Below are 11,523 nucleotides of genomic sequence, written 5' to 3' on the forward strand. Positions count from 1 at the left end.
CATGGATGACCTCCTGCGCCGCTATGGCCCAACCCTGACCGGAGCCTTCATCCTGCTCACGGCCTTCTGGCTGCTGATGCTGGTGATCCTGCCCAACATCACCCTGTTCGAGGCGAGCTTCCGCCCCTATCTGCCGGTGGCCGAGGTCGGCGGGCCGAAGGATGTCTACTCGCTGGGCAATTACGCGAAGTTCTTCGCCAGCCAGACCGACACCAGTTTCTTCGGCTACAACATCCCGCTGCCGATCCACATGAAGATCTTCTTCGGCACGGTCTACTATTCCGCCATGGTGACGGTGATCACCTTCGTGATGGCCTATCCGCTGGCCTTCTACCTCGCCAAGGTGGTGACGCCGAAATCGCTGCCGACGCTGTTCCTCCTGCTGTTCGTGCCGATGTGGGTGTCAGAAGTGCTGCGCAGCTTCGCCTGGTGGATCATCCTGGCCTACAAGGGGCCGCTCAATGCCGCCCTGATGGGTCTGGGCATCATGGACGAGCCGGTGCGCTGGATCATGGGCTACCGCGCCATCATCATCGGTCTGGTCTATACCTATGTCCTGTTCATGGTCTTCCCGATCTACAATGCGATGCAGTCGCTTGACAGCAACCAGATCGAGGCGGCGCAGGATCTGGGCTCGCCCTGGTGGCGCACCCATTGGCGCATCGTGCTGCCGCATTCCAAGCCGGGCATCGCCTCGGGCGCGGTCATGGTCTTCATGCTGGCGGCGGGATCGCTGCTGGTGCCGGCGCTGCTCGGTTCGCCCACCTCGCTGTGGTTCACCCAGACCATCCAGCAATGGATGCTCGAGGCGCAGGACTGGAACACCGGGGCGGCCTATGCCTTCCTGTTCCTCAGCCTCTGCGTGGTCTTCGTGTCGCTGGTGATGTGGCTGTTCAAGGTCCAACTGACCGATATCGCGAAATAGGGGAGGGCGAGACATGGACGATAAAATGCGCCGGACCCTGTACCATATCTACATGGGTCTGTTTCTGGTCTACCTGCTGGTGCCGCTGGCGCTGATGGGGGGGGCGGCCTTCAACGACAACCGGCTGCCCTCGGTCTATCCGTGGAAGGGGCTGACCGACCGCTGGTTTGTCGAGCTGTGGAACGACGGCACGATGTGGAGCTCGTTCCTCAACACCATCCTCGTCGCTCTGGCGGTGGTGGCCGTGGCGGTGCCGGTCGGCACAGCGGCGGCGATCGTGGTGAACTCGGTCTCGGGCCGGGTCCGCTCGGTGCTTTACGGCTTCATGGTGGCGCCGGTTCTGGTGCCGGGGGCGGTGATCGGCATCTCGACCATCCTGTTCTGGAACAAGCTCAGTGTGCCGACCGGCCTGCACCTCTCGGTGCTGGGCCAGGTCAGCTATATCGCGGCCTTCGTGATGCTGATGGTGCTGGCCCGGCTGCAAAGCTTTGACGAGAACCTTGAAGAAGCCGCCCTCGACCTTGGCGCGAGCCATGGTCAGGTGATGCGCCGGATCCTTCTGCCGCATCTCTACCCGGCGATCGGGGCAGGCGCCGCCATCGCCTTCTTCCAGTCGATCGAGAACTTCAACGTCACGCTCTTCACCCGGGGCACGCAGCAGACCCTGACGGTCTATGTCTTCTCCAAGGTGCGGGCCGGGATCACGCCTTCGATCAACGCGCTGGCGCTTCTGCTGATCCTCTTCACCCTGGCCCTCGCCGTGGTCTACGAGATCCGCCGCCGCCGCCTGGCCCGGATCGAAGCCGCCCGCGAGGCCGAAGCCCGCCGCGCCGAAGACGCCGAGATCGCCTGAACCGCAACCGCCACATCCCAAATGCAAAGGGGGAGCCTCACCGCTCCCCCTTTTCGCTTTCATTTTGGCCCAAATATCCCCGCCGGAGGCTTCGACCTTGCCGCCGCGACCCGGTCTCAGGCGGTGCGCGTGGGTGTCTTGCTTTCGAACCAGCGGAACAGAAGCACGATCAGCGCGGTGATCGCCATATAGACGACCGCCAGCAGCAACAGCGGCTCGTAGACGATCAGCGTATCGCGGCGCACGCGGCCGGCCACGTCGTAGATGTCCATGATGGTGATGGTCGAGATCAGCGGCGTGGATTTCAGCTGCAGCACGGTCTCGCCACCAATCGTCGGCAGCACGCGCTGGATGGCCTGGGGCAGCCAGATCCGGCGGAACATGGTGAAGGGCGGCATGCCCATCGCCTTGGCGGCCTCCAGCTGGCCATGGCCGACGCCCTTGAAGGCCGAGCGCATCACCTCGCCCTCGTAGCCCGCGACCGACAGCGACAGCGCCAGCACCGCATAGGGCCAGGCCTGGCGCAGGATCGGCCAGAGCGCGGAATCGCGGATCCAGGGGATCGAGGGGAAGAGCGAGCCGATGCCGTAGTACAGCATCCAGATCTGCAGCAGCAGCGGCGTGCCGCGGATGATCGAACAGAAGACCCGCGCCGGCCAGGCCAGCCAGGCGGGGCCCGCGGCCTGGGCAAAGCCGATCGGGATGGCGAGGATCATCCCCACCACCATGGTCACGACCAAGACCCAGATCGTCGTCCACAGGCCCTTGAGCATCATGGCCTGATACTTCGGCTTGGCCAGCCAGTCCCATTGCAGGTTCCAGATGCACCAGGTCACGATGGCGGCGGCGATCAGGATCAGGAAAATACGGTGCGGCTTCAGGAACTCGCGCATCAGATCCTCATGTCGCGCTGGCCGCGCCGCGCCCATTTCTCGATCTTGCCGATCAGGAAGGTCGAGGACAGCGAGATCACCATGTAAAGCACCATGGCGGCGGGGTAAAAGACGAAGAAGGCCTTGGTCGAGGCCGAAGCCTGGGACGTGGCCTTGGTCAGTTCGGTAAAGCCGATGACGGCCAGAAGGGCGGTGTCCTTGGTGGCGTTGAGCCACAGGTTGGCCAGGCCCGGCAGTGCGTTCGAGGTCATCAGGGGCAGGGTGATGCGGCGGGCCATCAGGCTGGGCGACATGCCCATGGCGCGGGCGGCCTCGATCTGGCCGGCGGGCACGGCGAGGATGCCGCCGCGGATCACCTCGGTCTGATAGGCGCCCTGGACGACGCCCAAAACCGCGATCCCGGTCAGGATCGGTGAGATGACGACGCGGTCATAGCCCCAATAGGTCAGGGCATCGTTCAGAAGCCCGGTGAAGGCGTAGTAAAGGATCAGGATCAGCACCAGTTCCGGCACGGCACGGACCAGCGTGGTGTAGGTGGCCAGAAGATCCTTCAGGATCGGGCCGCCGTACAATTTGCCAAAGGCGCCGGCGATGCCGATGGCAAAGCCAAGCGCATAGGCGCCCAGGGCGATGATAACCGAATTGCCAAGGCCCCAAAGCAGGGTCGCCCCCCAGCCGCAGTCGCCAAAGCCCAGAAGTTCAAGCGCGGGGATCTGTGCGGGCGGGGGGCAGGTCATTATTTGCCGTAGATGTTGAAGTCGAAGTACTTCTTGGAGAAGGCGTCATAGGTGCCATCGGCCCGGATCGCCGCGATCGCCGCGTTCAGCTTTTCCTTCAAGGGATCGCCCTTGCGCAGGCCGAAGCCCACGCCCTTGCCGAGAACCGCCGGATCATCCTCGACCTCGCCGGCGCTTTCACAGCAGGCGCCCGTCGCGGTCTTCAGGAAGTCCGAGACGACCAGACCATCGGCCACGACCGCGTCGATGCGGCCGGCGGCGAGATCCTGATAGCTTTCATCCGAGGTCTGGTAGCTTTTCAGCTCCGAATCCGGGAAGTGCTTTTGCACATAGGCTTCCTGGGTGGTCGAAACCTGCACGCCGATGATCTTGCCTTTCAGCGACTCGGGCGTCGGCTTCAGCCCGGTGCCCTTGGTGATCATCATCGCGGTGGGGGTGTTGTAATACTTGTCCGAGAAGTCGATGGCTTTCGAGCGCTCTTCGGTGATCGACATCGAGGACATGATCACGTCGATCTGGCCCGCGTTCAGGGCCGGGATGATGCCGTCCCAGGCGGTGGGGGTGATCACGCAGTCAAGGGCCGCCTGCTTGCAGATCGCATGCAGGAAGTCCACTTCCCAGCCGGCCCAGTTGCCATTGGCATCCATCGCGGTGAAGGGCGGGTAGGCGGCAACATCGACGCCGACCTTGATCGGGTCGGCCATCGCGGCACTGCCGAGCGACAGGGCCGCCACCGCGGCCAGGACGAGTTTCTTCATGGTGATCTCCTTGTTGTCGGTTGGGCCCGCAGGTCGCTTTTCAGCCCACGGTTTTCAGGAATTGTTTCAGACGTTCGGATTTGGGCGCGCCGAACAATTCCTCGGGCGGGCCTTCCTCTTCGATGATGCCATTGTGCAGATAGATCACATGGCTTGCCACTTCGCGGGCAAAGCGCATTTCGTGGGTGACGAGGATCATGGTGCGGCCCTCGTCGGCCAGACCCTTGATGACCTGCAGGACCTCGCCCACCAGTTCGGGGTCAAGGGCCGAAGTCGGCTCGTCAAACAGCATGGCCTTGGGGTTGATGCAGAGGGCGCGGGCGATGGCGGCACGCTGCTGCTGGCCGCCCGACATGAAGGCCGGGTAGGCGCTTTCCTTTTCGGCGAGGCCCACCCGGGCCAGCAGGGCGCGGGCGCGGGCGATGGCCTCGTCCTTCGGGACCTTCAGCACATGGACCGGCACTTCGATCAGGTTTTCCAAGACCGTCATATGGGTCCAGAGGTTGAAGTTCTGAAACACCATGCCCAGGCTTTGCCGCGCCTTTTCCAGCTGGTGCTTGTTGGCGGCATGGCCATCGGGCTTCATCGCGATATGTTCGCCGCAGATCGCGATATCGCCCGCCGAGGGGGTTTCCAGAAAGTTGATGCAGCGCAGCATCGTCGATTTGCCCGAACCCGAGCCGCCGATGATCGCCACGACATCGCCTTCGCGGGCGCAGAGCGAGACGCCCTTGAGCACCTCATGCGTTCCGAAGGATTTGCGCAATCCGCTGACGTTGATCGCGATGGGTTGTGACATCGCAGTATTTCCCTGTTCCGGCATGTGGTCCCGCCGTTGCTTTTCCTGATCTGACCCAGCGGCGCGCGTTTGTGCAAGCGAATAATTTTTCGCCGCCTGGTCAGGTGGCTATTCGAGATTTGTATGGCGCGTGCGCATAGATTCTGGGCTTTCCTGCAAAAGCGGGCGCAAAAGCAGGACGAGAAGTTCAAAGACCAGAAACATCGCCCCTTCGAAAACCGAGCCCATCGGCAGGACTGACGTCGGGGCATGCTGGTCGCGCGCCATGGTCTGGACGGGAATCACCAGAACCAGATCGCTGGCCTCTGGGTCCGGCCCCTGCGGTTCCGCCGTCACGCAGGCGACAAGGGCGCCCGCGGCCCTGGCCTGACCGATCAGCGCCGCCACGGTGGACAGCCGCCCCGGGCCCGAACCCACCAGCAGAAGGTCTCCCGCGCCGACCGGCGGGCAGGACATGTCGCCCTGCACATGGACATCGCGGCCAAGGTGATAAAGCCGCATCGCCAGCGCCCGCAGCATCAGCCCCTCGCGTCCGCAGCCATAGACCACGATCTTTTTCGCGGCGGCGATGGCTTGCGCCAAAGCCTGCAGTTCCGCTTCCGACACCGTGGCGCAGCCTTGCCGCAGCTCTTCGGTGGCGGCGGCGGCAAGGTCGGCGAGGGTCGGCGGGGATGCGGTCATGGCGGCTCCAAGGGGTCAGGACAGGAACTTCGGCTCTTCAAGACCCTTGCCCGCGCCTTCGAAGGCAAAGACCTTGCCGGCGTCGGGGTAGGCGGCGCGTTCCGCCTCGGTCATGCCTTGCAGGGCGGTGGTGACGTAAAGCGTGGTCAGGCCGGGGCCGCCGAAGGCCGGGCAGGAGGTATGGGGCGCATCGACCTTGACCTCGCTGAGGAATTCGCCGGCGGGGGAGTAGCATGCCACCCGCCCGGCGCCCCATTGCGCGTTCCAGAAATTGCCCTCGGCGTCGATCGTGGCGCCATCGGGGAAGATCTCGGTCCCGGTGAAGTCGAGGAAGACCTCGCGCTCGCCCGCGGGCCAGCCGTCGTCGTCCAGCGCCACTTTCCAGACCAGCTGCGCCATGGTGTCGGCGAAATAGGCGGTCTTGCCATCCGGGGCAAAGCAGATCGCATTGGGGATCGAGATGCCGCCAAAAAGCTTGCGCTTCTCTCCCTTGAACAGGCGGTAGATGGCGCCCTTGCCCTCACGCCCTTCGTCTTCCTTCTGCATCGTGCCGATCCAGAAACCGCCCTGGCGGTCGGTCTTGCCGTCGTTCGGGCGGTTCTGCGGCTTGTCCTCTTCCAGGGTGCAGAGCGTCAGCGCCTCGCCGGTGTCGAGCGAATAGAGGAAGCATTCGCCTTCGCCCGCGATCATCACGACATAATAGCCGACATAGGCCATGGCTGAGGCCATCTTGGGCATCTGCCACGCGCGCGGGCCGTTGCCATTGCTCGACATCAGCGTGCCGTTGATGATGTCGAACCAGAAAAGTTCGCCCTGCGAGGGGTGCCAGATCACCCCTTCGCCCAGCTCGCAGCGACGGTCGTCATAGATCATGCTCAGGCTCCTGTCTGGGCTGCGGCGTCATAGGCCGCGACGATTTCACTGGCGCGGGCGGTGATCTGGTCCAGCGCCAGACCCGGCGTGTAAAGTGCTGTGCCGATGCCGAAGCCATCCGCCCCGGCCTTGAACCATTGCCCGAAGTTCGAGGCGCCCGCCCCGCCCACCGCATAGACCGCCGTTCCCTTGGGCAGGATGGCCCGCATGGCTTTCAGCCCGTCCGGGCCGATCAGGTTGGCCGGGAAGATCTTCAGCCCATCCGCCCCGGCCTTCAGCGCCGCAAAGCATTCGGTCGGCGTCATCACGCCGGGCCAGGAGGCCATGCCGCGCGCCTTGGTGGCGGCGATCACCTCGGGGTCGCAGTTGGGCGAGACGATCAGCGTGCCGCCGGCGTCCTGCACCTCCTGCACATCCTTGACCGTCAGCACCGTGCCGGCGCCGATCTCGGCGTGGTGGCCGAAGGCCTTGGCCATGGTGGCGATCGAGGTCATCGGATGCGGCGAGTTCAAGGGCACTTCGATCCGCGTGATGCCGGCGGCGATCAGGGCCTCCCCGACCGGCAGCGCCTCGGCCGGGGTCAGGCCGCGCAGGATGGCGATCAGGTTGCGCTTGTGGTGCAGGGCTTGGGTCATCTTATGCTTTCAGCTTGGCATGAAGGGCGGACAGACCCGCCAGGGTGCAGGCGGTGTCATCGAGGATGTCGGCTTTCAACCCCTGGGTGGCAAGGGCGCGGGCATAGGAGGCCGACAGTTTCGCCGCCCCGATCAGCTTGACCTCCTGGCCCAGCCAATAGGGCTTGGCCCCGGCCAGCTCGATCCCGATCAAAAGGCCCGACAGCCGGGCGCGGGCCTGGGCAGAGGTCAGGCCATGCAGCAGGCCCTCGGCACGCAGCGAAAAGAGACGCGCGGCGATGCGGTCGGGGCGCGACAGGGCCTCGTCCAGGCCCTCGTCGAAGGACGCATCGTCCCAGCCCTCGGCAGTCAGCGAATGGCGCAGGACGGATTGGGAGGAGAGGAGCGCGAAGAGTTCGCCCGTCATGTAGGTCTGGAACGAGACGACCTCGCCCGCCGAAACCTGCGCCCATTTGGAATGGGTGCCGGGCAGGCAAAAGACGCCGTCGAAACCGGGATAGAGCGCAATGGCCCCGGCCAGTTGCGTCTCCTCGCCGCGCATCACGTCGGCGGGTTTGGCCTGGGAGAGGCCGGGCGCGATGCGGACATCAAGGCGTTTGTCCTGGGTTGCGACCTTGATGAGGCCCTCGGGGTCGGTGGGGGTGCAGGGCACGGCGCGGTAGGTGGCCTCTTGCCAGCCCTGCCGGGCGCCGACCATGCCGCAGGCCAGAACCGGGGTCGGGCCTGCGCCGAGCCAGGGGGCGATCACCTCCAGCAAGGCGGCCTCGAACTCGGCGGGGGCGAGCTTGCCCATCCCCTTTTCGCTGCGGCCCTCGGCCAGGATCGCGCCATCGCCCATCGCCCAGGCCCGCATGTTCGACGTGCCCCAATCGACGGCGATCCAGGTGGCGGTCCCTGTTGCAGGCATGGCAGTCTCCTTCTTTTGCCCGGGAGTTTTGCCCTTTTGCGGCGCCAAGGGCAATTGCCGCTTTGAAAAATCGCACAAGTCTTTGGCAGGGGCGGCGGGGCCTGCGGGGGAAACGGCGGCAAACCGGCGCGGGCGGCTCTGGCACTATGGCCCGTCAGGCTCTGGACCTAACGCCGCCCTTGAGGAAGGCCGATGATGCGGATCATCTGGCTGGCGAGACCGCGCGGATGCGTGGTTCGATTCGTCATTTGAAAGCCCATGCCCGACGGCGCTTGTAGGAGAGACCGATGAACACGATGACCAACGACCTGAGCGGCGTTGTTGCGGCCGACAAGGCCCATGTCTGGCACCATCTGAGCCAGCACAAGCAATATGAAACCGTCGATCCCCGGGTGATCGTCGAAGGCAAGGGCCTGCGGGTCTGGGACGCCAAGGGGCGCGAATATATCGACGCCGTGTCGGGTGCGGTCTGGACGGTCAACGTGGGCTATGGCCGCGAGAGCATCGCCAAGGTCGTGGCCGATCAACTGGTCAAGATGAACTATTTCGCCGGCTCCAACGGCTCGGTTCCCGGCGCGCTGTTCGCCGAAAAGCTGATCTCCAAGATGCCGGGGCTGAGCCGCGTCTATTATTCCAACTCGGGCTCGGAAGCCAACGAGAAGGTCTACAAGATGGTGCGGCAGATCAGCCACAAGCATCATGGCGGCAAGAAGTGGAAGATCCTCTACCGCGAGCGCGACTACCACGGTACCACGATCGCAGCGCTGGCGACCTCCGGTCAGGCCGAGCGTGCGATGCAGTACGGGCCCTATCCCGAGGGTTTCGTGATGGTCCCGCATTGCCTGGAATACCGCAAGCAGTGGGATGTCGAGAACTACGGCGAGCGCGCCGCTGACGCGATCGAAGAGGTCATCCTGCGCGAAGGCCCGGATACCGTGGGGGCGCTGGTGCTGGAGCCGGTGACCGCCGGCGGCGGCGTGATCGTGCCGCCGAAGGGCTATTGGGAGCGGGTGCAGGAGATCTGCAAGAAGTACAACATCCTGCTGCACATCGACGAAGTGGTCTGCGGCGTGGGCCGGACCGGGGTCTGGTTCGGCTACCAGCATTTCGGCATCAAGCCTGATTTTGTGACCATGGCCAAGGGCGTGGCCTCCGGCTATGCCGCGATTTCCTGCACCGTGACGACCGAAGAGGTCTTTGCGATGTTCAAGGACGATGCGGCGGATCCCTTGAGCTATTTCCGCGACATCTCCACCTTCGGCGGCTGCACGGCGGGGCCGGCGGCGGCTTTGGAGAACATGCGGATCATCGAGGATGAGGGCCTCTTGGACAACACCCTGAAGATGGGGGCCCGGGTGATCGACAACCTCAATGCCCTGATGGAAAAGCATAAAGTCATCGGCGATGTGCGCGGCAAGGGCCTGTTCTGCGGCGCGGAACTGGTGGCGGACCGGGTGACCAAGGAGCCGATGGACGAGAAGAAGGTCGCCGCCGTCGTGGCCGATTGCAACGCGAATGGCGTGATCATCGGGATGACCAACCGCTCGATCCCGGGGCTGAACAACACGCTGTGCCTCTCGCCCGCGCTGATTGCGACGGCGGATGACATCGATGCCATCACCGGGGCCATCGACAATGCTCTGACCCGGGTTTTCGGCTGAGAGCGCCGGGGGTTTCACACCCCCGGACCTCCGTGGGATATTTATGGACCAATGAAATGGGGGGTGCGGGGGGAGAACTCCGCGCCCCTTGACTTTGGCGGGGCGCGCGGGGCCAATCGCGCGATGGAGGCCCTGATGGCGACGATCCCCCCCGAAGCTTTTGTCCTGCCGGCGGCCGAGCGCGGCAGCCTGCAACAGCGCATCCGGCAGATGGTGACCGAGGGGGTTCTGTCGGGGCGGTTCCGGCCGGGGGCCAAGTTGCCCTCGTCGCGCGGGCTGGCGGCGCATCTGCAGGTCAGCCGGCTGACCGTGACGCTGGCCTATGCCGAGATGGTGGCGCAGGAATATCTCGCGGCGCGGGGGCGGTCGGGTTATTTCGTCTCGGAAAACGCGCCTCTGGCCAGTGAGTTGCCGGCCCAGGCGGTGCGGGCCGAGGCGGCGGAGTTTGGCCGCATCGCCGGCCGCTTTTCCGGCCAGCGTGGCGTCGACCGGCCCGATGACTGGGAGCGTTATCCCTATCCTTTCATCTATGGCCAGGCTGACGCGAGCCTGTTTGACCATCAGAACTGGCGGCTTTGCGCGGTCCGTGCCTTGGGGCGGCGCGATTTTGCCGCGATGACGGCGGATTATTACGAGCGCGACGACCCCTTGCTGATCGAATACCTGCTACGCCAGATCCTGCCCAAGCGGGGGATCGCGGCGCGCGAGGATGAGGTCTTGCTGACCATGGGGGCGCAGAATGCGCTCTGGCTGACCGCGGCCTGCCTTCTGGGCCCCGGGCGGCGGGCGGCGATGGAGAACCCGGGTTATCCCGGCCTGCGCGCCATCCTCGGCGCCAGCGGGACCGAGGTCCTGTCGGTCGATGTCGATGCCGATGGCCTGCCGCCCGATGCGATCCCCAGGGGGATGGATGTGGTCTTTACCACCGCCTCGCACCAATGCCCGACCAATGCCACCATGCCGCTCGAGCGCCGCCGCGCTTTGCTGGAAGCCGCCGGGCGGGAAGGCTTTGTCATCGTCGAGGATGATTACGAATTCGAGATGTCGTTCCTGAAGCCGGTTTCGCCGGCGCTGAAGAGCCTCGATGCCGAGGGGCGGGTGATCTACGCCGGGTCCTTCTCGAAATCGGTGTTTCCGGGGATGCGGCTGGGCTATCTCGTGGGCCCGCCGGGTTTCATCCGCGAGGCGCGAGCGCTGCGGCTGATGTCCTTGCGCCACCCGCCGGGGCATATCCAGCGGACCATGGCCTATTTCCTGTCGCTCGGCCACTACGACACCCTGATCAACCGGATGCGCTCGGCCTTCCGGCGTCGCCGTCAGGTGATGGAGGAGGCGATTGCCGCCCATGGCCTGACCGTGGCCGGGCAGGGCGGTTTCGGCGGCTCCAGCTTTTGGATGCGCGCGCCGATTGATACCGAGCCGCTGGCCGCCAGGCTGCGCGCCGATGGCGTGTTGATTGAACCGGGGCGCACCTTCTTTGACCCCGCCCGCGAGGATCGCCACCACTACCGTCTCGGCTATGGCTCGATTCCCCAGACCAGGATCCCCGAGGGCATCGCCCGCATCGCCGCCGCGATGAAATAGGCCGCATCGCCGCAGGATGGGCCGCGAAAGCGAGGCATTGCACGCGTGCAATCGCGGGCAAGTCCTTGACACAAAAGGATATCGCCTGCGATATTAACGAAGTCTTCATCCCCGCCCGCAGCCTTGGCCTACTTGTCTGGGGGGACAGGGGCGCCGCGCGGAGCTCTGGCCCTATGGCGGGATCCGTACTGGACCTAAGGGCCGGGACATCGCAGGG

Annotated in this window: 12 protein-coding genes; 4 read left to right on the plus strand and 8 right to left on the minus strand. The window is 64.9% G+C overall.

The genetic code is table 11. The annotated features are described in order from the left end of the window. Window position 1 precedes the first annotated feature (1 nt). Together AC1DVR_RS12680 and AC1DVR_RS12685 are read left to right on the plus strand one after the other, a co-directional pair. Window positions 2-925 (plus strand): ABC transporter permease, encoded by a 924-nt coding sequence (locus AC1DVR_RS12680; protein ID WP_478000942.1) that lies wholly within the window; start codon window positions 2-4, stop codon window positions 923-925. Window positions 926-938: 13 nt separating this feature from the next. Continuing rightward, window positions 939-1,778, plus strand: a complete 840-nt coding sequence (locus AC1DVR_RS12685) for an ABC transporter permease (protein ID WP_478000943.1) — start codon at window positions 939-941, stop codon at window positions 1,776-1,778. Between the two features lie 116 nt (window positions 1,779-1,894). Here AC1DVR_RS12685 and AC1DVR_RS12690 read toward each other — a convergent pair whose 3' ends face one another. The 8 genes from AC1DVR_RS12690 to AC1DVR_RS12725 all read right to left on the minus strand — a co-directional run bounded on the left by AC1DVR_RS12690 (window position 1,895) and on the right by AC1DVR_RS12725 (window position 8,061). After that, window positions 1,895-2,671 (minus strand): ABC transporter permease, encoded by a 777-nt coding sequence (locus AC1DVR_RS12690; protein ID WP_478000944.1) that lies wholly within the window; start codon window positions 2,669-2,671, stop codon window positions 1,895-1,897. Beyond that, on the minus strand, window positions 2,671-3,408 hold the full coding sequence (locus AC1DVR_RS12695) for an ABC transporter permease (RefSeq protein ID WP_478000945.1): 738 nt from the start codon (window positions 3,406-3,408) through the stop codon (window positions 2,671-2,673). Before AC1DVR_RS12695 ends, AC1DVR_RS12690 begins: the two co-directional genes overlap by 1 nt. Further along, entirely contained in the window at window positions 3,408-4,166 is a 759-nt protein-coding gene (locus AC1DVR_RS12700) for a transporter substrate-binding domain-containing protein (RefSeq protein WP_478000946.1), read from the minus strand. The genes AC1DVR_RS12695 and AC1DVR_RS12700 overlap by 1 nt, the downstream gene beginning before the upstream one ends. Before the next feature lie 40 nt (window positions 4,167-4,206). Then, window positions 4,207-4,965: an ABC transporter ATP-binding protein gene (locus AC1DVR_RS12705; RefSeq protein WP_478000947.1), complete on the minus strand. Its 759-nt coding sequence runs from the start codon at window positions 4,963-4,965 to the stop codon at window positions 4,207-4,209. Between the two features lie 108 nt (window positions 4,966-5,073). Beyond that, window positions 5,074-5,646, minus strand: a complete 573-nt coding sequence (locus AC1DVR_RS12710) for an SIS domain-containing protein (protein WP_478000948.1) — start codon at window positions 5,644-5,646, stop codon at window positions 5,074-5,076. A 15-nt stretch (window positions 5,647-5,661) separates the two neighbouring features. Continuing rightward, window positions 5,662-6,519 (minus strand): SMP-30/gluconolactonase/LRE family protein, encoded by an 858-nt coding sequence (locus AC1DVR_RS12715; RefSeq protein ID WP_478000949.1) that lies wholly within the window; start codon window positions 6,517-6,519, stop codon window positions 5,662-5,664. A gap of 2 nt (window positions 6,520-6,521) precedes the next feature. Next, window positions 6,522-7,154 (minus strand): 2-dehydro-3-deoxy-6-phosphogalactonate aldolase, encoded by a 633-nt coding sequence (locus tag AC1DVR_RS12720; RefSeq protein WP_478000950.1) that lies wholly within the window; start codon window positions 7,152-7,154, stop codon window positions 6,522-6,524. Between the two features lies 1 nt (window position 7,155). Beyond that, window positions 7,156-8,061 carry a 2-dehydro-3-deoxygalactonokinase gene (locus AC1DVR_RS12725; RefSeq protein WP_478000951.1) on the minus strand — a complete coding sequence of 302 codons (906 nt, stop codon included), beginning with the start codon at window positions 8,059-8,061 and terminating at the stop codon, window positions 7,156-7,158. 287 nt (window positions 8,062-8,348) lie between these two features. On the opposite strand from AC1DVR_RS12725, the gene tpa reads away from it, so the two are divergent. After that, on the plus strand, window positions 8,349-9,722 hold the full coding sequence (gene tpa, locus AC1DVR_RS12730; protein ID WP_478000952.1) for a hypotaurine--pyruvate aminotransferase Tpa: 1,374 nt from the start codon (window positions 8,349-8,351) through the stop codon (window positions 9,720-9,722). A 135-nt stretch (window positions 9,723-9,857) separates the two neighbouring features. Beyond that, window positions 9,858-11,306, plus strand: a complete 1,449-nt coding sequence (gene pdxR, locus AC1DVR_RS12735) for a MocR-like pyridoxine biosynthesis transcription factor PdxR (protein ID WP_478000953.1) — start codon at window positions 9,858-9,860, stop codon at window positions 11,304-11,306. The last annotated feature ends 217 nt before the right edge of the window (window positions 11,307-11,523 follow it).

It is taken from the genome of Rhodobacter sp. P2_H5 (assembly GCF_056403335.1).

Excerpts from the sequence above, each read along its gene's own strand:
- AC1DVR_RS12680 (WP_478000942.1), top strand. The coding sequence starts at position 2 with ATGGATGACCTCCTGCGCCGCTATGGCCCAACCCTGACCGGAGCCTTC.
- AC1DVR_RS12685 (WP_478000943.1), top strand. The coding sequence starts at position 939 with ATGGACGATAAAATGCGCCGGACCCTGTACCATATCTACATGGGTCTG.
- AC1DVR_RS12690 (WP_478000944.1), bottom strand. The coding sequence starts at position 2,671 with ATGCGCGAGTTCCTGAAGCCGCACCGTATTTTCCTGATCCTGATCGCC.
- AC1DVR_RS12695 (WP_478000945.1), bottom strand. The coding sequence starts at position 3,408 with ATGACCTGCCCCCCGCCCGCACAGATCCCCGCGCTTGAACTTCTGGGC.
- AC1DVR_RS12700 (WP_478000946.1), bottom strand. The coding sequence starts at position 4,166 with ATGAAGAAACTCGTCCTGGCCGCGGTGGCGGCCCTGTCGCTCGGCAGT.
- AC1DVR_RS12705 (WP_478000947.1), bottom strand. The coding sequence starts at position 4,965 with ATGTCACAACCCATCGCGATCAACGTCAGCGGATTGCGCAAATCCTTC.
- AC1DVR_RS12710 (WP_478000948.1), bottom strand. The coding sequence starts at position 5,646 with ATGACCGCATCCCCGCCGACCCTCGCCGACCTTGCCGCCGCCGCCACC.
- AC1DVR_RS12715 (WP_478000949.1), bottom strand. The coding sequence starts at position 6,519 with ATGATCTATGACGACCGTCGCTGCGAGCTGGGCGAAGGGGTGATCTGG.
- AC1DVR_RS12720 (WP_478000950.1), bottom strand. The coding sequence starts at position 7,154 with ATGACCCAAGCCCTGCACCACAAGCGCAACCTGATCGCCATCCTGCGC.
- AC1DVR_RS12725 (WP_478000951.1), bottom strand. The coding sequence starts at position 8,061 with ATGCCTGCAACAGGGACCGCCACCTGGATCGCCGTCGATTGGGGCACG.
- tpa (WP_478000952.1), top strand. The coding sequence starts at position 8,349 with ATGAACACGATGACCAACGACCTGAGCGGCGTTGTTGCGGCCGACAAG.
- pdxR (WP_478000953.1), top strand. The coding sequence starts at position 9,858 with ATGGCGACGATCCCCCCCGAAGCTTTTGTCCTGCCGGCGGCCGAGCGC.